Source organism: Rhizobium sp. 01T417, from assembly GCF_056398905.1.
In genome coordinates this window covers 1-21525 of the sequence record NZ_JBFTQH010000004.1, presented here as the reverse complement: position 1 = coordinate 21525, position 21525 = coordinate 1, and the positions used below count along the sequence as shown (strand labels likewise).

The following is a 21525-nucleotide window of genomic DNA, read 5'->3' as shown; positions in this document are numbered from 1 at the left end:
CTAGTTCACCAGGGCGCAGCCGCTCTTGGCGGGATCGATATAGGCTTCCTTGCCCGGAATGGTCGCGAGAACGTTGAAGTAGTCCCACGGTTCCTTGCTGTCGGCCGGCTTCTTGACCTGCAGCAGGTACATGTCGTGGATCATGCGGCCATTCGGGCCGACGGTGCCACCGCGAGCGAAGACGTCGTCGACGGGCAGTTCGTGCAGCTGCTTGGCAACAGCCTCGGTGTCGTCGGTGCCGGCCTTGTCGATCGCCTTGAGATACTGGAGCACGGCCGAATAGGTACCGGCGTGGATCATGTTCGGCATCTTGCCGGTGCGGGCGAAGAACTTCTTGCCGAATTCGCGGCTCTTGTCGTCGAGGTTCCAGTAATAGCCTTCCGTCAGCGTCAGGCCTTGCGCTGCCTCGAGCCCCAGGCCGTGAACTTCGGCCAGCGTGAAGAGCAGTGCCGCCAGATGCTGGCCACCCTGAGTGATGCCGAACTCGGCAGCCTGCTTGATGGCGTTGGACGTATCAAGGCCGGCATTGGCGAGGCCGATCACCTTGGCGCCGGAGGATTGTGCCTGCAGCAGGAAGGACGAGAAATCCTGGTTCGACAGGGGATGGCGGACAGAACCAACGACCTTGCCGCCGGCGGACTTGACGAAATCGCTCGTCTGCTGCTCCAGGGAGTAGCCGAATGCGTAGTCGGCCGTCAGGAAGAACCAGCTGTCGCCGCCTTGCTTGACGAGCGCACCGCCGGTACCGACGGCAAGGGCATGCGTGTCATAGGCCCAGTGAAAGCCGTAGGGCGAGCAGGCCTTCCCGGTGAGATCCGTGGTCGCGGCCCCGGTGACGATGTTGATCTTCTTCTTTTCCTTCGCGATCGCCTGAACCGCGAGCGCCACTGACGAGGTGGTCAATTCCATGATCGCGTCCACTTGCTCCGTGTCGTACCACTGGCGGGCAATGTTGGAGGCGATGTCAGGCTTGTTCTGGTGGTCGGCGTCGACGATCTCCACCGGCACGCCAAGCACCTTGCCGCCGAAATCCTCGACCGCCATCTTGGCCGCCTCGACGGAGGACTTGCCGCCGAAATCAGCGTAGACGCCGGACTGGTCGTTCAGGATGCCGATCTTCACCTTGCCGTCGGATGCACCATCGGCAAGCACGGCAGTGCTGCTTGCAAGCAGGAATGCCAGCGACGCAATGAGATTCTTTCGCATATGTCTCTCCTCCCAGAGATTGGCCAGAATGCGGATCTGTTCAAATTTGGCCAGCCGCCCTCCTCAAGGTCGCCAGCGCATGCCCCACGATCATGGAATTGCACCAATCAGGCAAGGCCGCTTTACAACTAATTCCAAACAGTATCTGTTCGTTTTTGAACAGAACTATTGGTCTGTCGCGGTTCCCCAATGAATGCAGATCGTTAGGGCGCTTTCGTTGGAACCTAGGGCGGAAGACGACGAGGTGCAGGCCGGGGTGCATTAGACGAAAGACCAATATCGAACGGCTGGATGATGCAAGCGCCGATTTGGGGGATCCGAATGAACAATCCGCCGCAATTTACATGGGATGACCTGCAGTTCTTTCTCGCGGTTGCCCGCACCGGGCAGCTGTCGACTGCGGCGCGGCAATTGCGCAGCAGCCACGCCACCGTGTCGCGCCGCATCGACCGGCTGGAGTTTGCGCTCAAGGTCAAGCTCTTCGAACGCAACCCTCGCGGCTATGTGATGACGGCGATGGGCGCCCGCTTCGTCGAGACAGCCGAGAAGATGGAGCAGGAGACCGAGCGGTTGCGCGCCGACCTCACCGACGGCGCAACGGCCCAACGCGGCGTGGTACGCCTCAGTGCGCCCGAGGGCTTCTCCAATTTCTTCTTCGCGCGTGTGTTGCCGCAGTTCGTCGCAAGGCATCCGAATTTGTCGCTCGAACTTGTGACGATCCAGCAGATCATGTCGCTGTCGCGCAAGGAGGCCGATATCACCGTCGTTCTCGATGAGCCTAAGGGCGGACCGTATTTCTCCGACAAGCTCACCGACTACCACCTTCAGGTCTATGGCTCGCGGGACTATCTCTACCGAAGCGCGCCCATCACCTGCCGCGACGACCTCCTGGGGCACCCGTTCATCAGCTACATAGAGGAAATGATCTTCGCCCCTGGCCTCGACTATCTTGGCGACGTGCATCCGCGCATCAAGCCGCAGTTCCAGAGCTCGAGCATCTTTGCGCAGCTGACGGCGACCAGAAACGGTCTTGGGCTTTGCGTGCTTCCCTATTTCTTCGCAAGTCGCTACCCCGAACTCGAGCGGGTTCTGCCTGAAGAGGTCGATCTCAGGCGGCACTACTGGATCACCTGCCATCGCGATCTTCGCCAGTCGCCGCGGGTGCGTGCGGTCATCGATTTCCTGCGCGAGGCGGTGACCGGCGAGGATGTCAGGTTCATCCCGCCCTGGGTGAAGCGATAAGGCGCCACCGAGCAGTGTTCTTGGCGAGTTGACCCATTCGACGGCCGGGTCTATGCCCGAAGGATGTTGGTGCCAGCAGGTAAATGAGGAGAAGTGACCATGCAGCATACCCGCGAGATCTTTGATTGGGCCGATCCGTTTCGCCTTGTCGAGCAGCTGACCGACGAGGAGCGCATGGTGCAGGAGACGGCGCAGGCTTACGCACAGGACAAGCTGGCGCCGCGCGTGCTCGAAGCCTTCCGTCACGAGAAGACCGATCCGGAGATCTTTCGCGAAATGGGCGAACTCGGSCTKCTCGGRCCSACGATCGCKCCGGARTATGGYGGCGCYGGCCTGGGCTATGTCGCTTACGGTCTGATTGCCCGCGARGTKGARCGSGTCGACAGCGGYTACCGCTCGATGATGAGCGTGCAGTCGTCCCTCGTCATGGTGCCGATCGACGCCTTCGGCTCCGAGGCGCAGAAGCAGAAGTACCTGCCGAAGCTTGCGACCGGCGAGTGGATCGGCTGCTTTGGCCTCACCGAACCCAACCACGGCTCAGATCCGGGCTCGATGGTGACGCGGGCGAGAAAGGTTGATGGCGGCTACAGCCTGACCGGCGCCAAGACCTGGATTTCCAATGCCCCGATCGCCGACGTATTTGTCGTCTGGGCCAAGACCGAAGACGGCGTCATTCGCGGCTTCATCCTCGAGAAGGGCTGGAAGGGCCTGTCGGCGCCGGCGATCCACGGCAAGGTCGGCCTGCGCGCCTCGATCACCGGTGAGGTGGTGATGGATGAGGTGTTCGTACCGGAGGAGAACCTGCTGCCCAACGTCTCGGGCCTCAAGGGTCCGTTCACCTGCCTGAACTCGGCCCGCTTCGGCATTGCCTGGGGGGCGCTCGGCGCTGCCGAGGACTGCTATGCCAAGGCACGTCAATATGTGCTCGACCGCAAGCAGTTCGGCCGGCCGCTGGCTGCCAACCAGCTCATCCAGAAGAAGCTCGCCGACATGGTGACCGAAATCGCGCTCGGCCTGCAGGGCTGCATCCGGCTCGGCCGCATGAAGGAGGACGGGCACCCGCCCGTGGAACTGACCTCCATCGTCAAGCGCAATTCCTGTGGCAAGGCCCTCGACATCGCAAGGCTGGCGCGTGACATGCTTGGCGGCAATGGCATTTCCGACGAGTTCGGCATTGCCCGCCATCTCGTCAACCTCGAGGTGGTCAACACCTATGAGGGGACCCACGACGTCCACGCCCTTATCCTCGGCCGCGCCGTCACGGGCATCGCCGCCTTCGCCAATTGAAACACGTAAACCATCGCGCAAATTGAAACCTGCGCGACAATGTGCAAGCTTCCCATGACCGCGCTTAGATTGTGCGCGGCATGGGGGATTGCACATGCTTTTGCTTCTTGCATTTCTGATTGGAATTATCGCGGGTCTCAGGGCCATGACGGCGCCTGCCGCCGTTGCCTGGGCGGCTGCTCTCGGCTGGCTTGACGTTTCGCAGACGCCGCTTGCCTTCATGGGATACCGTTGGGCCCCATGGGTATTCACCCTGCTCGCTGTGGTCGAGCTGATCACCGACCAGCTGCCCTCGACCCCGTCCCGCAAGGTTCCGATGCAATTTGCCGCCCGCTTGATCATGGGCGGGCTGGCGGGCGCCACGATCGGTGTTACCGGCGTCTCACTCATTGGCGGACTGATTGCGGGCGTCGTTGGCGCAGCGATTGGCACGTTCGGTGGAGCGGCGGCTCGTGGTAAACTCGCCGCCGCCTTCGGCAAGGATACACCGGCAGCGCTGATCGAGGATGCGGTTGCGATCATCGGCGCGCTCATCATCGTGGGAGCAGTGTGATGCCTAGTTTCGACGCCATCGTCATCGGGGCCGGCCAATCCGGTCCCTTCCTCGCCGCGCGCATGGTCGCCAATGGCATGAAGGTGGCGTTGATCGAACGCAAGTTCCTGGGCGGCACCTGTGTCAATGCCGGCTGCATGCCCACCAAGACGCTGGTGGCAAGTGCCCGCGCCGCCCACATGGCGCGGCGCGGCGCGGACTTCGGCGTGGTGCTTCCAGGTGGCGTGGGTATCGACATGACTGTCGTGCGCAAGCGTGCCGAAACCGTGACGATGAACGCCCGCAACGGCCTGATCAACTGGTTCGCCGGAATGGACGGCATGACCGTCATCTATGGGCATGCCCGCTTCCAGGACGCCCATAGCGTGATCGTTAACGGCGAGATCCTGACGGCCCCAAGGATCTTCCTGAATGTCGGCGCGCGGCCAACCATTCCCGCCATGCCCGGGGTTGGCGGCATTGACTACCTGACAAGCACCTCGATCATCCATCTCGACCGTCTACCAAGGCACCTTGCTGTCATCGGCGGCAGCTATATCGGGCTTGAGTTCGCGCAGATGTACCGCCGGTTCGGGGCTGAGGTGACGGTGATTGAACGCGGGCCGAAGCTTGCCTCGCGTGAAGATGCCGACATTTCAGACGCGATCGCTGACATCCTGCGCTCGGAAGACATTGCCGTACACACGGATGCCGACGGGATCGGATTTGCCAAGACGGCCAACGGCATCAGCGTCAGCATCGGTAATGGTCAGCCGGCCATTGAGGCGAGCCACGTGCTGGTTGCCACCGGGCGCACGCCGAACACCGACGACCTCGGTCTTGACAAGGCAGGCGTCGCCACCGACCGGCGCGGTTACATCACCGTTGACGACAAGCTTGCCACCAATGTCGAGGGGATCTTCGCGCTCGGCGATTGCAATGGCCGAGGCGCCTTTACCCACACATCCTACAATGACTTCGAGATCGCTGCCGCGAACCTTCTCGACGGCGAGGATCGCAAGGTCAGCGATCGCATTCCTGCTTATGCGCTCTATATCGACCCGCCGCTCGGTCGCGTCGGGATGACCGAGAAGGAAGCACGGGCGTCGGGCCGCACCATCATGATCTCCACACGGCCGATGAGCCGTGTCGGCCGCGCCAACGAGCGCGCCGAGACCAAGGGCTTCATGAAGGTGATCGCCGATGCCGATACGCAGCAGATCCTGGGTGCTGCAATCCTCGGGATCGAAGGTGACGAGGCGATCCACGGTTTCATCGACGCGATGAATGCCAAGGCGCCCTATCCGGTGCTGAAATGGGCGGTGCCGATCCATCCAACCGTGTCAGAACTCATTCCGACATTGCTCGGGGATCTGAAGGCGGTCTAGCAAATCGCCGCGGCGGCCGGTCTGGGGTGGGAGCCGCAATCCATGATCTCTCGCCCAGTCAAAATCTTCGGTTACGTCGTCGCGGAGGGTTATTGGAGTGAGGTGCGCCACTCGATATCCCTCATGACCATAGTGGGCGGACGCCCAGCAATCCGGGCAACACCGTCCCCTGCCCGTGATCGCCTCAGGCCGCCGCGACCAGATGCCGATCGCCGATGTCCGTCAGCTGATTGTAGACCGGCTGGTATCCTAGCGGCCGGATCGGGCTTTTGATCTCGCGCGCCGCTGCGTCATAAAGCCGGCGTTCTCGGCGTGGATCCGGAACCGGCACCGCGCTGAGCAGCTGGCGCGTATAGTTGTGCCGCGGGTTTTCGAAGATCTGCCGGCGGGTTCCCACTTCCACGAACTGGCCCATATACATCACCGCGACGCGGTGACTGATCTGTTCGACCACGGCCATGTCGTGGGAGATGAACAGATAGGCGATGCCGGTCTCGTTCTGGATATCCTGCAGTAGATCAAGAACCTGCGCCTGGATCGACACGTCGAGCGCCGAGACGCTTTCGTCCGCGATGATGACCTTCGGTGACAGCGACAAGGCGCGCGCAATCGAGATGCGCTGGCGTTGGCCGCCTGAAAATTCGTGCGGATAGCGATTGATCTGATCCGGCGACAGACCAACCCGGCGGAACAAGTACTCCACCCGGTCCTTGAGCTCGGAACCCTTGGCAAGGCCATGGATTGCCAACGGCTCGGCCACGAGATCGCCAACGCGATAGCGCGGATCGAGCGAGGCATAGGGATCCTGGAACACCATCTGCACGTCGCGGAGGATCGGCTTCATCGCCCGGCGACCGAGGCCGCTCGTCTCCTGTCCCTTAACCCGGATCGAGCCTGTCCACGGGATCAGGTTCATCAGCGCCTTGCCGGTCGTCGACTTGCCGCAGCCGCTTTCACCGACCAGCGAGAGTGTCTCGCCCTTCGCGATCTCGAAGCTCAGGCCCTCGACCGCATGGACGCGGCTCACCGGACGCTGGAGAATACCGCCCTTGATGTCGAAACGCACGGTGAGATCTCTTACCTCGACCAGCGCCCCGTCGGTCCGTGCCGCAGCCCCGGTGGCGGCAGAAGCGGGAACCGCCGGGATCGGTTTTGCACGCTTCGGCGTGTCGATCCCGTGCATTTCCCCGAGCGTTGGAACCGCCTCGAGCAGCATCTGCGTGTAGGGCGCGCTCGGTTTTTCGAAGATATCGTGCACGGTGCCGTATTCCACGGCTTTGCCATTCTTCATCACCAGGACATGGTCGGCCATTTCCGCGACGACGCCCATGTCGTGGGTGATCATGATCACCGCGGTTCCATGCTCCTTCTGCAGGTGGCGGATCAGGCTCAGGATTTGCGCCTGGACGGTTACGTCGAGCGCCGTGGTCGGTTCGTCGGCGATCAGGATATCGGGGCCTTGCGACAGCGCGATCGCGATCATCACACGTTGACGCATGCCGCCTGAAAGTTCATGCGGGTATTGGCTTAACCGCCGTGCCGCGTCTGAAATCTGCACTTGCTCGAGAAGCCGCAGGGCCTCGGCCATGGCTTCGGCATGGCTCATCGGCCGTTGCGCCGTGATCGCTTCGACGAGCTGGCGCCCGATGGTCAGCACCGGATTGAGCGAGGTCATCGGCTCCTGGAAGATCATTCCGATTTCCTTGCCGCGTAGCTTGCGCAATCCCTCGTCGTCGAGCGCAAAGACGTCACGGCCCTTGAACAGCGCAAGGCCGGAAGCGACCCGTGCCATCGGCTTCGGCAGCAGCTGGATCAGCGACAGTGCCGTCATCGACTTGCCGGAACCGCTTTCGCCGGCGATGCACAGCGTTTCGCCGCGCATGAGATCGAAACTCAGGCCGTCGACGACCGTCTTCGCGCCCATGGGGGTCGCCACCTGTGTCACGAGATCGCGAACAGAAAGTAGCGGTTCTGAGGATGTCTTGTGCGTCGTCGTCATGGCTTGCGATCAATAAGGGTGAAAGAAGCGGAGCCGCGTCTGAAACGCGGCTCCGCATGGCTTATTCGAATACGATCCGCGGGAAGTAGAACGACACGACCCAGTTCGGCATGTCGACGATTTCGCTGATGCGAAGGTCGCCGCAGACCGAGCAGAGCATATAGGCGTCGTCGGCGGAGAGGTTGTAAAGCTTGCCGAGCAGATCGACCATGTTGGAAACGGCGGCCTTGGCCCCATCCATCAGGTCTGCTCCGATCCCGGTCGTCACCTCGTAGCCCTTGGCGTCGAGATGACGGGTCACCGGGCCGGGCGTGGTGAAGCGCGGCATGTTCAGCTTGGCGCCCTTGACGAGATCCAGCGTCACCGTGAGGTTCATCTGGCTTTCGATCGCCGTTCCGCAAACCTCGCCGTCGCCCTGTGCAGCGTGCGTGTCGCCGATCGAGAACAGGCCGCCAGCGACTTCAACCGGCAGGTAAAGCACAGAGCCGGAGGACAGGTCCCGAATGTCGAGGTTGCCCCCCACCCGCCGCGGCGGAACAACCGAATGACGCCCTTCTTCCGCCAGCGCCAGCCCGATCGTGCCGGCGAACGGTTTCAACGGCACGCGGCCGTTCTTGCCGAACATGGCCGGCTCCATGCTGACGGGATCGTATTTCCATACCGTCAGGGCCGGGCTGGTGAACTGATCCGCCAGAAGTCCGAATCCCGGAATGATCCCCGTCCAGCCGAAACCGGACGGCTCGAACTCGTGGATGGTGATCTTGACCGCGTCCCCGGGCTCGGCCCCGTCGATATAGACGGGACCGGTGACCGGATTGACTTTCGAGAAATCCAGCGTCGCGACATCGGCCGCGGTGCTGTTGGCATTGAAGTGCCCGCTGCCGCTATCCATGCATTCGAAGCGGATCGTCGAGCCCGGCGCGACTTTCTCGACGGGCGGGATCGAACGATCCCACCCGAAGTGATGATGCGCGCCGTGGATGGTGTAGTTACAGTTATTGCACATCTTTGGCGTAAACCTGCTCGTAGTTGATGGGGATGTGGACCGGATCGACGAAAATCGCGTCCGGACCACCGAGCCGCTCGGAGCGGATGGTGAATCGCTGCTCGTTGAAGACAGGTGCCCACGGGGCATCCTTCATGATGTCGAGGAAGATCGACCGCCAGGCTTCCTCGCGCTCAGCCTTCTTGGCCGGATCGGTGATCGAATCGGCCGCGGTTGCGCGCTCTTCCAGTGCCTTGTTGCAGTAGTAGGACCAGTTCCAACCACCCTTGACTGCTCCCGAGCAGCCGAGGATCGGGCCGTAGAAGTTGGACGGATCCGGGAAGTCGGCGATCCAGGCCATGCCGCCCGACCAGACCATCGGCGCCTGGTCCGGCTCACCGCCGGCGGCAATGACATTGGCCTGGGCCAGCGACTTGATTTCAGCCTTGATGCCGATGGCGGCGAGATCCTGTTGGATCGCCTGGGCGATGCGAGGCTGCGGGTCGGTGTTGTAGACATAGAGTTCGGTTTCGAATCCGTCCGCCAGACCGGCTTCAGCCAAAAGCTTCTTGGCGCCCTCCACGTCGTACTTGTAGCCTTCGAAGTCCTTGGCGAAGCCCGGCATGGTCGGCGGCAGAGGCTGGTTCGCAGGAACGGCGCGGCCGTTGATGATGCGGATGATGCGATCCTTGTTGATCGCCATGTTGACGGCCTGGCGCACCTTGACGTTGTCGAAGGGCTTCATCGTCGTCTTCATGGTGACGTAGCCGGTGTGCAGCTGACCGCCCTCGACAATCAGCTTGGCATAGGTCGGGTCGTTCTTCACCTCGAGGAACTTCGCCGGCGGAATGCCGTCGCCGGCGACGTCGACCTCGCCTTTCTGCAGGCGCAGAAGTGCCACAACCGGCTCCTGGCCAACCTCAAAAGTGATCTGGTCGAGCTTCGGAAGGCCAGCGTTCCAGTAATCCTTGTTACGCTCGAACACGAGCTTCTGGCCGAGCGTCCACTCGCCCAGCTTGAACGCGCCTGTACCGACCGGATGCTTGCCGAAATCGGCGCCCCATTTTTCGACTTCTTCCTTCGGGACGACAAAGGAGAAGTTGATCGCCATGACATGCAGGAAGGTGGCGTCCGGACGGGTCAGTTCGAACTTGATCGTGTAGGGATCAACGACAGTGACGCCCTCCAGCGACTTGGCCGAACCGTCGGCCATCTTGTCGAAGCCCTTGATCGAGCCAAAGAAGCCGGCGCCAGGGCTCTGGGTCGCCGGGTTTGTGACGCGGTCCAGCGAGTATTTCACGTCCTCGGCAGTCATTTCGCGGCCGTTGTGGAACTTCACGCCCTTGCGCAGCTTGAAGGTGAAGGTCTTACCGTCGTCGGAGATGGTGTAGTCCTCGGCGAGATCTTTCCGAAGTGTGGAAGTGCCGGGTTCGTAGTCCATGAGACCGTCGAACAGGCTCTTGATCATCGACCAGTTCTGCCAGTCATAGCCGATGGCCGGATCGAGCGTCGACACGTCGTCCTTGTAGGTCACGACCATCTGGCCGCCCTGTTTGATGTCATCGGCGTGTACCGCCGTCATGCCCGCTGCGGCAATGGCAAAGAACGCCACGCCTGCAAGAAGTGTCTTACGCATTTGCAATTCTCCTCTGGTTTTTTTGTACCTGTTCACGTTATCCGCCGACGATCGTCAGCGAAGCTTGATGCGCGGATCGATCATCGGAGCGATGAGGTCCGCCATGAGATTGCCGACGACGATGGCCAGGGCCGAGACCAGCGTGACTCCCATGATGATCGGAATGTCCACCCGCTGGATCGCCTGCCAGGCAAGCTGGCCAATACCGGGCCACCCGAATACGCTTTCGACGACGACGATGCCCGACATGAACATCCCGATGTCGATGCCGATCATCGCAATTACCGGCAGAATCGCGTTGGGCAGCGCGTGGCGGAAAATCACCGTGGCGCGGCCAAGCCCCTTGGAATGAGCCGTGCGGATGAAATCCTGGCGCAGCACGTCGATCATCGAGGAACGCATCATGCGCGCATACCACCCCGCTCCCAGCACTCCGAGAGTGAGCGACGGGAGCACCAGATGCGAAAAGGTGCCGTAGCCGCCGATCGGAAACCAGCCGAGCTGCACGGAAAAAACGTAGAGCATCAGGATGCCGATAACGAATTGCGGCGCCGAAACGCCGACGAAGGAAAGGAGCATCAGCCCGTTGTCGAGCCCCGAGCCACGGCGCAGCGCCGAGACGAGACCCATGGCGATGCCGAGAATGAGTTCGCAGGTGATCGCCCCTGCCATCAGAAGCAGGCTTGCCGGCAGGCGCGAGGCGATCAGCTCTACCACCTCGGTTTTCTGCAGGTAGGAGCGGCCGAAATCGCCGTGCAGCAGTCCGGTCGCATAGCGCAGATACTGCTGGTAGAATGGCAGGTTGAGCCCGAGTTGCTGACGGATGCTTTCCACTGTCTCGGCCGTTGCGCTGCGCCCGGCGATCTGGCGGGCCGGATCGGCCGGCAAAAGGTAAAGCAGCACGAAGGTGACCAGACTGATGCCGACCAGAATGAGCGCCGATTGCAGCAGGCGGCGGGCGATATAGGAGATCATCAGTGGTGCCCCTGCTGAGTCGGGTCGAGGATGTCGCGCAGGGCATCGCCGACGAGATTGAACGCGAGCGCGAGCAAGATGATCGCAAAACCCGGAATGAAGACGAGCCAGGGCGCGCTGGTGAAATAGGTCTGGTTCTCGAAGATGATGTTGCCCCAGGAGGCCGTCGGCGGCTGGACGCCGATGCCGAGGTAGCTGAGCGTCGCCTCGAGCAGCACCGTCGTTGCAATGCCGAGCGTCGCATAGACGACGATGGTCGATACCAGATGCGGGAAAATGTGGCGGGTGAGGATGCGGAAAGTCCCTGCTCCGAGCGCCCGTTCAGCCTCTACGAAATCCCGCTCGGCAAGCGAACGCGTTTCCGTGTAGAGCACGCGGGCGATCTGCACCCAGTTGACCATGGCGATCACCATGGCAACGATCAGGAGGCTCGGGCGGAAGATCGCCGCAAGCACGATGGCAAGCAACAGCGCCGGAAATGCCATCATCAGATCGGTAAAACGCATCAGCACAGTACTCACCCAGCCCTTGAAATAGCCGGCAGTGATACCGACCGCCGAGCCGATGAGGACGGAAACGCCGTTGGCGATGACGCCAATGATCAGCGAGGTTCGCGCGCCGTAGATGATGCGGCTCAGGAGATCGCGGCCGACCAGATCGGTGCCGAACCAGAACTGCGCGGTCGGCGCGAGCGGCGCGCCCTCGAGCGTCAGTCCTTCGAAGAACTGTTCATCCGGATTGTAAGGAACGATCCATGGCGCAAACACTGCAGCGAAAACGATCAGTGCAATGACGATCAGCCCGAAAACGGCAAGTTTGCGCTTCAGGAGGCGGCGAAAGACGCCGGGTGTCGGGGCAACAGGGACGGAGATGGCGACGTCAGCCACGGCGCTTGCCCTCGTTCAACCCGGTTTTCTCCAGAATGATTTGAGCGACCTCGTCGATCGTTCGGCGTTCGTCCATCGCGCGGCGGCGAAGCAGCGCATAGGCGGCGTCGGCCGGCAGCCGCTCCCGCACCATCAGGATCGCGGTGGCCTCGGCAAGGTTTTCCCGGTTCGCCAAACGTTCGGAGAGCGTTGCGACCTCGCTTGAGAGCGACTTGCGGCGTTTAAACGCATGTGTGGCAATGACCAGCGCGCTATAGACGCCCGAGCTGCCGATCGGCTTCAGCAGCTGCGCGTCGGCGCCGTGGCTGACGGCCCAGGTGATCCGTCCCGGCGCTTCGCTGCCGATCAGGGCGATCGTCGGAATGGGCGCCTCGCCGGCGCTCCAGGGAAACTGCTCATCATAGCCCATGTCTGCGTCGAACATCAGCACGTCGAAATCCTGAAACGACTGTTCGGCCGCAAGCTCCGGCCAGACGGTCACGGCGCTGACGCCGATGCGCGCGAACTGGCGTTCCAGCGCCTCGGTATTGGCGTGTTGGCGGTGCAGGATCAGCGCTCTTAGGCCTTCGAAGGAAGGCGTCATGAAGCCATTGTTCATTAGACGAGTCTCAGCTGTGGTCGGGACGGCGTCGTCGCGGTTTCGATTGCGGGAACGGCAAGCGCCGAGCGGATGAGGAAAGGATCCGGTGCGATCGCGTCGCGTCCTTGCCGGACGATATCATAACGGCCGCCGGCAGTCGCCCGAGCGACATGCGCGACCACGTGAATGTGGTTGTTGGCCGGGTCGATCCGCAACGGGCCGAAGGGCGTTTCGACCGCGCGTGCCTTGACCGCTTCGAGCACATCGAGTGCCGCCGCTTCGCCTGCGACCTCGATCCCGGCAGCGATCAGCAGAACCGCCGAATAGGCCTGCGCGAAGAAGGCCGATATGCCGGCTGCGCGAGCGTCTTCGGGAAGTCCCGCGAGAAAGCGCGCGTTCTCCTGCGTCTCCAGCGTTTCGAAATAGGTGGCTGTGGTGTAGTGCCCTTCGGCCGCGGGCATGATCTTGACGATCTCGTTCTCACCGAGATTGCAGCTCAGCACCGGGCGACGGCCCGGCGCGAAATCGCCGTCGCGCTCGCCAAGCGCGCGATAGGCGCGCAGGAAAGCATAGGATGAGGGTCCGATCAGGGAATTAAGGATGAAATCCGGCTTTTTGCGGTGAATTTCATCGATGATACGGTCGATATCGGCGTCGCCGAGCGGAACGTGCCGTTCGCCGAGGACCTCGCCACCGGAACGCAGGATCACGTCACGAGCAATACGGCAGGTCTCCCAGCCCCAAATGTAGTTTGAGCCGAGGAGGAAACCCCGACGGCCGAAGGCAGGAAGGGCGAATTCCAGAAGCGGTAGAATGTGCTGGTTGGCGCAGGCACCGACATAGACAACATTCTCGTTCGCCTCGAACCCCTCGTAGACGCAGGGGTACCAGAGGAGTGCCTGCGTCTTTTCCAGGACCGGGATGACCTCTTTGCGGCTCCAGGATGTCGTGCAGCCGACAATATGTCGGACCTCGCCACCGCTCACCAGCTCGGCGGCAAGCGCAGCATAGCGATCGGTATTTCCCTTCGGATCGGCAACACTGGCCTCAAGCCGGAACGGCAGGCCTGTGCGTGCATTGACTGCGGCGATCCCAGCCATTGTGCCAGCGTAGCCCTGCTCGCCCAGATCCGCGTAGGGACCGGAGCGGGAAAACAATACGCCGACCTGAACAACCGTCCGAGTGTCCAAAAAGCACCTATGAACGAAAAAACCCCACGCGGGATGTCATCCCGGTGAGGCCGAACCGCCTGATTTTTTTCGATGTTCGGAATTGATAGCGCCCTTTGCATAGGGCCGTCAAGTATAGGCGAAGCAAGGATTGAAGTGACGACAACCATTCTGAGGGCCAGAAACTGTGCTTCTGGTCCTATATGCCGCGGATAGCCTCGGCGCATTTCGGCGTTATCTCTTGACCCGCCGCCCAAACGACGAAAATCAATCATGAAACGGGGCTGGAAAAGAGCCGCCCCGGCGCGTTTCCAAGCGACCGACGATCCGATATCGTTGGAACCGAGGTCCTGCGGGAGCCCCACAGTTTGATCGATGTCTTGGGTCACGTTTACCCTGCGGCCAAGGCACATAGTCGCTCACGGCGCGAACGCCATGGTGGAGGAGAACGATCGTCATGAATTGCCATGCCTCACTTGTCGATCGACCGATTTGCAGCCCCGGAAGATATCCACTCCGGCAAAGCCGCGTTCGAGCAAGATCTTCACGCGGTGTCAGACGGATGCCGGCTTCATGAACCAGAAAGCGCCCCAACCGGGATCTCATGTTCCCGTCCTACCCAGCCTTGCCGATTTTCATCCGCTGAGCGCCGCTGAAACGAAGGTCGTGGCACACCTGCAGTTGGGAGACTTCGACCGATTGGGCGACGGTCTGCGGCCGGAACAGGAAGATCCCGAGCGGACGGTGCGGGCGGATCTGTTGCGCTATCTCATTCTTGGCGACGGTGCCTATCGTTTGCATGAGAAAGGGTTGAGGCTGAGCGGAGCCTGGATCATTGGCATTCTCGACCTGGAGGGGTGCCGGATACCGCGCGACATCGGCCTCAAGGATTGTCACTTCGACGCCTCGCCGGTGCTGCGCTCGGCGGTTATCGACAATCTGTTCCTGGACGGTTCGGCCCTGCCCGGATTGCAGGCCGACAGGTTGGAAGCACGGGGAGTCCTTTCGCTTCGCGGCGCGATTGTAACCGGTGAAATCCGCCTTCCCGGCGCGCGGATTGGCGGTAGCATTGAGGCTGATGGTGTTTCGATCGCTTCGCCCGGCGATATGGCGTTCGACGCCGAGGCATTGGAAACACGCGGTGGCATCCTGTTGCGTGGCGCCAATGTGCGTGGCGGCATCAATCTTTCGGCGGCGCGCCTGGGGGGTGACGTCAATGCGGTCGGCGCACAGATTGAACGCCCGGGCGAAGTCGCATTGAACGCAGACGCGATCGTGGCAGGGGGCGACCTTGCCTTGCGTGGGGCGACCATCGTCGGCGAAACGCGCCTGCTCGGTGCCCGCTTCGGAGGTGACGTCAATTGCACCTCCGCATCACTTTCGCAGCCCGACGGCAATGCGCTGCGGCTCAATCGCGCCATCATCGACGGCGCATTCTTCCTGCGACAAGGTGCATCCGTCGAGGGTGCGCTCGACCTCACTGCGACGACGATCGGCGCGATCGATGACGATCAGAGCAGCTGGCCCAAGACTGGCGACCTGCTTTTGAACCGCTGCCGGTACGGTGCTTTCATTGGAGGGCCAGCCGATGCGGCAAGCCGGCTCGACTGGCTATCGCGTCAGACGCCAGAACGGTGGAACGCGGACTTCTGGCCGCAGCCCTACGAGCATCTGTCAATGGTATTGCGGGAAATGGGCCATGACGAGGATGCCCGTGCGGTCTTGATCGCCAAGGAGCGACTGCAGCGACGTGCGCGCCGAGCGCGTGCCAAAAATCCAATCTTGCGGGCAAGCCTGGCGATTGTCGACGGTGTGCTTGCCGTCACCCTTCGTTACGGGCGGCAGCCTCTGCTGGTGCTGGTCTGGCTGATGCTCTTCTGGGCGATCGGCACGGGTGTCTTCGCATTCGCCTATCGCAACGGTGCAATGAAACCGAACAATCCCATCGTTCTGCGTTCCCCCGAGTGGACGATGTGTGATCTCCCGCGAACCGAAATCCGCTATATGCCATCAACCGGACAGGACCTGGCTGGACGTGCCGCGGTCGGGGAAGACCAGCTCACTTGCTTCCGCAATCAGCCGGAAGCGGCCAGCTACCCGGAGTTCAATGCGCCAATGTACTCGCTGGATGTCCTCCTGCCGGTAGCGTCCATCGGTCAAAGGGAATACTGGCGACCGGATTCGATGAAACCAAATGGCACGTTCTCCTTGAGATATTTTTTCTTCCAGTCGGTCATCGGCTGGGCCCTCAGCCTTCTGGCTGTCGCTGGTTTCTCCGGTCTGGTGAAATCACACTAAAATAGCGGACGCGCTCGCTATCAAAGCTGAAGATGCGTGAGTTCCTCACCGAGCTGTCGCAACGGCAGCACCTCGATTTCGTTGTTGAGAGGATAGGCCTCGGACCCTGGGTAAACGACGATGCGGCGATCGGGCTTCAGTTCCAGACAGGCGTTATGAAAGCCGCGTTCCACTTTCGGAGTGAGACTTCGCTTGATCTCGATTGCCCAACGGCGCCCGCCGGGCAGAGTGACAATGAGGTCGACCTCGGCGCCGGCAGCGGTACGATAGAAGTTCGCATGTGCGCCCACTGGTATAGCGGCATGAAGCGTTTCGATCACGAATCCTTCCCAACTGGCGCCGGCGATCGGGTGCCCGAGAATATCCTCGAGCGTTGTCAATCCAAGTAGACTGTGGAGCAGCCCGGAGTCGCGAACGTACACACGCGGCGACTTTACCAGGCGTTTGCCCGCATTGTTGTGCCAGGGTTCGAGCCGACGCACCAGAAGCAGATCCACCATGAGATCGAGATAGGAAGCAACGGTCTTTCCGTCGACGCCGAGTGCGCGCGCGATGTCTGCCGCATTGAGAAGGCTGGATTGATGGTGCGCGAGCATTGTCCAGAATCGGCGTAGCGTCTCGGCAGGGATCCTTGGTCCAAGAAGCGGAATGTCCCGTTCTAGGTACGTTCGAATGAAATCAAGGCGCCACCGCTGGCTAACAGCATCTGTCCTGGCCAGAAGACTGTCAGGAAACCCACCCCGGTTCCACAGCGTGTTGAGCTCAGTCGTGTGGACCTCGAGGCCGTCAATTGGGGCAAGCTCCAAATATGCTATCCGTCCAGCTAGGCTCTCGCCGGACTGTTTCAGGAGATCGATTGAGGCCGAGCCGAGCAAAAGGAAACGGCCGCTGCGCAATCCCTTTCGCCGCCCCTTGTCGATTAGTCCACGAAGAGCCTGGAAGAGGTCCGGAAGGCGGTGGACCTCGTCGAGAATAACCAGTTTATCCTCGTGACCGGAAAGGTAGAGCTCCGGCTCGGAGAGCYTGGCTCGATCGGCGTCCGACTCCAGATCGAGATAGATCGACGGCCGCTGTTCGCCTATTTCCAATGCGAGCGTTGTCTTTCCTACCTGTCGAGGTCCCAGCAAAGCGACGGCCGGATTGGAATCGATGAGCTCAATGAGTTCTAATGTTTTTCGCCTGCGGATCATCCTTGCAATTATGGAGTTCAGATCCAGAAATGCAAGGTTAAATATCGAGATGGGAAGGGAGACATGCGATTCAAATCCTTAGGCAAGCGACAGCACGCTAACGATCTCAAGTCGTGAAGTGGCGCCAGAGCGAGCCATATCCGCGGGGAGCGCGTCCGCTGCGCCGGGTTGCAAGGTTGTAGCACCTCGACGCCTGCTGCACCGACCGATGGCGTGATTGCTCCTCCGCCTCAATGAGAGGACGCGATCTTCCAGATCGTCCGCTTGCAAGAATCATAGTGCGCTTTGCATCGCTCGGCAGAGAATCCCAAAGTTCAGCTTTCCTACAGAGTTGGCATTTTCAATCCGCCTCAAAGCCATTCTGCACAAGGCTTCCGGAGCTTCATGCCGCATCCTTGTCGCGCTCAGCCGCCGAGAAGGAAACGCTCGGCAGCTGCCAATTCATCTGCGTCGTCACCGCGCGGAAAGAGATGACCATACACGTCCATGGTCATCACGATAGTAGAGTGCCAAGCCTCTCCTGCACGACCTTCGGCGGTAATCCCAGGTCGCCATCCGCCGGGCGATTGATACACCGGGACGCGTAGAAATGCCGCAGCGCATGCATGCCTGTATAGCGCGCCCGAAAAAGCGGCTTTCCATCATCATCCACTTCCCCCGTCGCGCTCACGACATCAGTGGTTCCAACTATCTAAAGGTTATCCCAAACGATTGCTTTGATGTCTGCGCTAGCTAAATCCAGCCAATCACTCCCGTGTTTGTCCGTCCTCAGGTGTCCGGTCGATACTGGGAGCAGCTAAGCGAATTCGACAGGGCCAGTCTGTGAGCTCACCAGCAAAAGCTTACGTCCTCCGTATTTACTCGACAATGTAGCCAGGGGTAGAACGGATGATGGATTGGTTCGAAAAGCTCACCGGGTTCCAAGAGACCAGCTATGAGGAAACCCGTTCACGGCTCAAGGTCGTTGACGGGAGACTACACTCCCAGGTCAACGGTGAGAGCTATGTGACTGGCGACCTTGAACTGATTTCCCTTGAGAACCTTCGTGAGAAGGCAAAATCCGGGGGCGGGTTGCCCGGTCGGATCCGCACAAATGTCGTGACTGGCGATGTACGGAGCATGCACCGGTCCTTCAAAAATGCCGGCGCACTATTCCAAGTGGCATCACAGTTCAATTTGCTTGAGATGCTTTCGCCAGAGGTGACTCCGGAACAGGGCGTGACACGATATCAACACGACCATACTCAAGGGCCGGCTTGCGCCATTGCGGCAGGCGCAGCGACCATTTATCGGAATTACTTCGTTCCCGTCGACGGCAGCGAGGGCCAGACCGCCAGGAGACAACTCGATGGGCTTGCTGACCTTGGCGCGGCGTTGAGCAGCAGGACTAAACTGCCTGTAAGCGATCTTTGGACGATGAAGAACGGCTACGCCTTGTGCAAAGAGGAGGGACTTGGTGCGATCACGCGGCATCTCCGAACGCTTGCTCCAGACGATATAGACATCCTGCGAGGGAAGCTTCGGATTGGGTTACACAGCGACGTGGAAGCTACCGAAGTAGAGGCTCCGAAACGGTATCAAATATCACAGGCGCTTTGTTCGGCGCTCCCGATTGCTTACAGCGACGTGCCATCTCCTCGTTGGGAGACGTTCGCATCACTGGTGCTGGAAGCTGCATACGAGGCCACCATGTGGGCAGCGGTTCTGAATTCGCAACGCGGCGCATCAAATGTCGTCTTCCTGACACTTCTCGGCGGTGGCGCCTTCGGCAATCTCGACAGCTGGATTCACGCCGCCATACGGCGAGCCCTTGAATTGATGCGGACCTTCGATCTTGACGTGAGGCTTGTAAGTTACGGGACTCCATCGAGAGAGATTCTGGCTATTTCCGAGGAATTCCGCTGACTTTCACCGGAGGTCGCCCAACCGCCGGAGACTGAACAAGGGCAAAACTGTGAAAAACCGCTAGGTCCAGGGCTTTACAGCAGCTATGGAACGGTAGGATTTTGCCGGTTCCGAACGCCTTTGCGAATGAGGAGCAGTACGGAAAGCTGGCGGCATGGGGAGGATGCATGATGGCGGGCACAACGTTCAAGACAAATCCATTTTCGTTGCATGAGCTGCTCGGCAACTGCCAAAAGGGCGCCCTTCAGCTGCCGGATTTTCAGCGCAGCTGGGTGTGGGACGAGGATCGTATCAAGAGCTTGGTCGCCTCTGTGTCCCGCGCCTTTCCTGTCGGCGCATTAATGACGCTGGAGACGGGCGGAGACGTCAGCTTCAAACCTCGCCCGGTTGAAGGTGCGCCAGATTCAGCGAAGGGTGTTTTGCCTTCGTCGCTCTTGCTCGATGGCCAGCAGCGGATGACATCCCTGTATCAGGTCACCCTACGCAACAAGGTTGTCGAGACAGTCACGCCCAAAAACAAGCGGGTGAAGCGTTGGTTTTATATCGATATTAATGATGCACTCGACGCCGACGCCAATAGGGAAGATGCGATTGCCGGTGTGCCGGAAGACAGGATCGTACGGACCGATTTCGGACGAGAGGTAAAACTCGATCTCTCGTCTCGAGAACATGAATACGCGTCAATGATGTTCCCGTTGACCGAAGTGTTCGATTGGGACGATTGGCAGGATGGTTTCAACGACCATTGGCAAGGGGAAGACGGGAAGGCTGCCAAGGACAAGTGGAAGACGTTCAAGAAGGAAGTCCTCGAGAATTTCAAGTCCTATCAAGTACCGGTCATCACCCTGGACAAGGGGACTACCAAGGAAGCCGTCTGCACTGTTTTCGAAAAGGTCAATACCGGCGGTAAGCCGCTCGACGCGTTTGAGCTTGTAACTGCTATGTACGCAGCGGACGGGTTCGAGTTGCGTAAGGACTGGTACGGTGCCGATGGTCAGAAAGGTCGTCACCAGAGGCTTGCGCAAACCCTCCGTCCGGCCGGACGGGATACCGGTATCTTGGCTAACGTAGCGAACACCGACCTCCTGCAGGTCATTTCGCTGTTCCATACATTTGATAGGCGACGCACAGCCGAATCCGAAGGAAAACAAGGCAAGGACCTGCCACAGGTAACAGGCAATAGACAGGCACTCCTCAATCTGCCGCTCACTGCCTACAAGGCATATTGCGATAAGGCAGAAAAAGGCTTCGAGCGTGCCGCCAAATTCCTGTTCGAGCTGAATATCTACAAGGTCGAGGACCTGCCCTACCAGTCGCAAATAGTGCCGCTGGCTGCGATTCTCGCGCTCAACGAAACGGCACTGCACCACGCGACACTAAAGCAGAAACTGCAGCAGTGGTATTGGAACGGCGTTTTCGGGGAGCTCTATGGTTCAGCGGTCGATACAAGGATCGCCAAGGACTTTATGGAGGTACCCGTCTGGCTGGAGGGTGGCGCGGTACCTTCAACGGTTAGTGACACGACATTCCGTGCGGATCGTCTTAAAACCATGCGGATGCGCCTTTCGGCAGCCTACAAGGGCATGAACGCGCTGCTGATGAAGGAAGGCGCTCTCGACTTCCGATCTGGTCTAAAATTCGACCACACTTCCTTTTTCGGCGAGAGTGTCGACATCCATCACATCTTTCCGAAGAAGTGGTGCGAGGACAACAAAATCAAGTCGGACGTCTATGATTCAATCATCAACAAGACGCCGCTGACCTATCGCACCAATCGCATCATCGGTGGCGTCGCTCCTTCGGAGTATCTAGCCACCCTGGAAAAAGGCACAGGTTCCACGCCGCCGATCGAAATCGCCAAACTGGACGGCTATCTCGCATCACATCTGATTGAGCCGTCGCTCTTGAGAGCCGACAGGTTCGCGGAATTCATGACCGAGCGGCAGAAGCGGCTTCTCGCACTCATCGAGAGAGCAACGGGCAAGCAGGCGTATCGTGGTGACCAGGCGGAAGAAGGTGTTGACGCCGAGAGCGAGGGCGACGAGGCCGAGGCGCAACTCATAATCACGGTGGAGCAATGGAACGACAGGTGAGGAACTAAAGCGCGTCGCCCGTTTTTTGATTCAGGTTCTCGAATCGGCCGATTTGTGATTCCTTCGTAGCTGGAAGGAGACCGGTCATGGGCAAATCACATCCGATCGAGTTGCGTTCCCGTGTTGTTGCGTTCGTTGAAGAGGGTAACACCC

Annotated in this window: 16 protein-coding genes and 1 pseudogene; 7 read left to right on the top strand and 10 right to left on the bottom strand. The window is 60.3% G+C overall.

Annotated features, from left to right (window positions below; translation table 11 throughout):
- On the bottom strand, positions 1–1206 hold the full coding sequence (locus AC1DPR_RS05615) for an ABC transporter substrate-binding protein (RefSeq protein ID WP_018855463.1): 1206 nt from the start codon (positions 1204–1206) through the stop codon (positions 1–3).
- A 321-nt stretch (positions 1207–1527) separates the two neighbouring features.
- Here AC1DPR_RS05615 and AC1DPR_RS05610 point away from each other — a divergent pair, with 321 nt between their 5' ends.
- The 4 genes from AC1DPR_RS05610 to AC1DPR_RS05595 all read left to right on the top strand — a co-directional run bounded on the left by AC1DPR_RS05610 (position 1528) and on the right by AC1DPR_RS05595 (position 5655).
- Positions 1528–2448, top strand: coding sequence for a LysR family transcriptional regulator (locus tag AC1DPR_RS05610; protein WP_026371544.1), 921 nt, complete (start codon positions 1528–1530; stop codon positions 2446–2448).
- A 99-nt stretch (positions 2449–2547) separates the two neighbouring features.
- On the top strand, positions 2548–3735 hold the full coding sequence (locus tag AC1DPR_RS05605; protein ID WP_477815835.1) for an acyl-CoA dehydrogenase: 1188 nt from the start codon (positions 2548–2550) through the stop codon (positions 3733–3735).
- Between the two features lie 94 nt (positions 3736–3829).
- Entirely contained in the window at positions 3830–4288 is a 459-nt protein-coding gene (locus AC1DPR_RS05600; RefSeq protein ID WP_018855460.1) for a membrane protein, read from the top strand.
- Positions 4288–5655 carry an FAD-containing oxidoreductase gene (locus AC1DPR_RS05595; protein WP_477815834.1) on the top strand — a complete coding sequence of 456 codons (1368 nt, stop codon included), beginning with the start codon at positions 4288–4290 and terminating at the stop codon, positions 5653–5655. Before AC1DPR_RS05600 ends, AC1DPR_RS05595 begins: the two co-directional genes overlap by 1 nt.
- 184 nt (positions 5656–5839) lie before the next feature.
- Here AC1DPR_RS05595 and AC1DPR_RS05590 read toward each other — a convergent pair whose 3' ends face one another.
- The 7 genes from AC1DPR_RS05590 to AC1DPR_RS05560 form a co-directional block, all read right to left on the bottom strand.
- A complete protein-coding gene (locus AC1DPR_RS05590; protein WP_477815833.1) occupies positions 5840–7654 on the bottom strand; it encodes an ABC transporter ATP-binding protein in 1815 nt (604 codons plus the stop codon).
- 61 nt (positions 7655–7715) lie between these two features.
- A complete protein-coding gene (locus AC1DPR_RS05585) occupies positions 7716–8660 on the bottom strand; it encodes an acetamidase/formamidase family protein (RefSeq protein ID WP_477815832.1) in 945 nt (314 codons plus the stop codon).
- The gene (locus tag AC1DPR_RS05580) at positions 8650–10275 is read right to left on the bottom strand and encodes an ABC transporter substrate-binding protein (RefSeq protein WP_477815831.1); all 1626 of its coding nucleotides are present in this window, start codon (positions 10273–10275) and stop codon (positions 8650–8652) included. The genes AC1DPR_RS05585 and AC1DPR_RS05580 overlap by 11 nt, the downstream gene beginning before the upstream one ends.
- 54 nt (positions 10276–10329) lie before the next feature.
- Entirely contained in the window at positions 10330–11250 is a 921-nt protein-coding gene (locus AC1DPR_RS05575; protein WP_018855455.1) for an ABC transporter permease, read from the bottom strand.
- Complete coding sequence (locus AC1DPR_RS05570; protein WP_477815830.1) at positions 11250–12137, bottom strand: ABC transporter permease; 888 nt, start codon at positions 12135–12137, stop codon at positions 11250–11252. The genes AC1DPR_RS05575 and AC1DPR_RS05570 overlap by 1 nt, the downstream gene beginning before the upstream one ends.
- The gene (locus AC1DPR_RS05565) at positions 12130–12735 is read right to left on the bottom strand and encodes an ANTAR domain-containing response regulator (protein WP_062369500.1); all 606 of its coding nucleotides are present in this window, start codon (positions 12733–12735) and stop codon (positions 12130–12132) included. The genes AC1DPR_RS05570 and AC1DPR_RS05565 overlap by 8 nt, the downstream gene beginning before the upstream one ends.
- On the bottom strand, positions 12735–13907 hold the full coding sequence (locus AC1DPR_RS05560) for a transporter substrate-binding protein (RefSeq protein ID WP_477815829.1): 1173 nt from the start codon (positions 13905–13907) through the stop codon (positions 12735–12737). Before AC1DPR_RS05560 ends, AC1DPR_RS05565 begins: the two co-directional genes overlap by 1 nt.
- A 552-nt stretch (positions 13908–14459) precedes the next feature.
- Here AC1DPR_RS05560 and AC1DPR_RS05555 point away from each other — a divergent pair.
- On the top strand, positions 14460–16184 hold the full coding sequence (locus AC1DPR_RS05555) for a hypothetical protein (protein WP_477815828.1): 1725 nt from the start codon (positions 14460–14462) through the stop codon (positions 16182–16184).
- Between the two features lie 20 nt (positions 16185–16204).
- Here AC1DPR_RS05555 and AC1DPR_RS05550 read toward each other — a convergent pair whose 3' ends face one another.
- Positions 16205–17374 carry an ATP-binding protein gene (locus AC1DPR_RS05550; RefSeq protein WP_477815827.1) on the bottom strand — a complete coding sequence of 390 codons (1170 nt, stop codon included), beginning with the start codon at positions 17372–17374 and terminating at the stop codon, positions 16205–16207.
- A gap of 404 nt (positions 17375–17778) precedes the next feature.
- Positions 17779–18026: pseudogene (locus AC1DPR_RS05545) on the bottom strand (site-specific integrase); the annotation flags it as partial.
- Between the two features lie 239 nt (positions 18027–18265).
- Between AC1DPR_RS05545 and AC1DPR_RS05540 the strand changes: the two are divergent.
- The gene (locus AC1DPR_RS05540) at positions 18266–19279 is read left to right on the top strand and encodes a hypothetical protein (protein WP_477815826.1); all 1014 of its coding nucleotides are present in this window, start codon (positions 18266–18268) and stop codon (positions 19277–19279) included.
- A 167-nt stretch (positions 19280–19446) separates the two neighbouring features.
- A complete protein-coding gene (locus tag AC1DPR_RS05535) occupies positions 19447–21372 on the top strand; it encodes a GmrSD restriction endonuclease domain-containing protein (RefSeq protein ID WP_477815825.1) in 1926 nt (641 codons plus the stop codon).
- Positions 21373–21525: the final 153 nt, after the last annotated feature.

Excerpts from the sequence above, each read along its gene's own strand:
- AC1DPR_RS05600 (WP_018855460.1), top strand. The coding sequence starts at position 3,830 with ATGCTTTTGCTTCTTGCATTTCTGATTGGAATTATCGCGGGTCTCAGG.
- AC1DPR_RS05615 (WP_018855463.1), bottom strand. The coding sequence starts at position 1,206 with ATGCGAAAGAATCTCATTGCGTCGCTGGCATTCCTGCTTGCAAGCAGC.
- AC1DPR_RS05565 (WP_062369500.1), bottom strand. The coding sequence starts at position 12,735 with ATGAACAATGGCTTCATGACGCCTTCCTTCGAAGGCCTAAGAGCGCTG.
- AC1DPR_RS05595 (WP_477815834.1), top strand. The coding sequence starts at position 4,288 with ATGCCTAGTTTCGACGCCATCGTCATCGGGGCCGGCCAATCCGGTCCC.
- AC1DPR_RS05535 (WP_477815825.1), top strand. The coding sequence starts at position 19,447 with ATGATGGCGGGCACAACGTTCAAGACAAATCCATTTTCGTTGCATGAG.
- AC1DPR_RS05585 (WP_477815832.1), bottom strand. The coding sequence starts at position 8,660 with ATGTGCAATAACTGTAACTACACCATCCACGGCGCGCATCATCACTTC.
- AC1DPR_RS05590 (WP_477815833.1), bottom strand. The coding sequence starts at position 7,654 with ATGACGACGACGCACAAGACATCCTCAGAACCGCTACTTTCTGTTCGC.
- AC1DPR_RS05555 (WP_477815828.1), top strand. The coding sequence starts at position 14,460 with ATGAACCAGAAAGCGCCCCAACCGGGATCTCATGTTCCCGTCCTACCC.
- AC1DPR_RS05540 (WP_477815826.1), top strand. The coding sequence starts at position 18,266 with ATGGATTGGTTCGAAAAGCTCACCGGGTTCCAAGAGACCAGCTATGAG.
- AC1DPR_RS05580 (WP_477815831.1), bottom strand. The coding sequence starts at position 10,275 with ATGCGTAAGACACTTCTTGCAGGCGTGGCGTTCTTTGCCATTGCCGCA.
- AC1DPR_RS05610 (WP_026371544.1), top strand. The coding sequence starts at position 1,528 with ATGAACAATCCGCCGCAATTTACATGGGATGACCTGCAGTTCTTTCTC.
- AC1DPR_RS05575 (WP_018855455.1), bottom strand. The coding sequence starts at position 11,250 with ATGATCTCCTATATCGCCCGCCGCCTGCTGCAATCGGCGCTCATTCTG.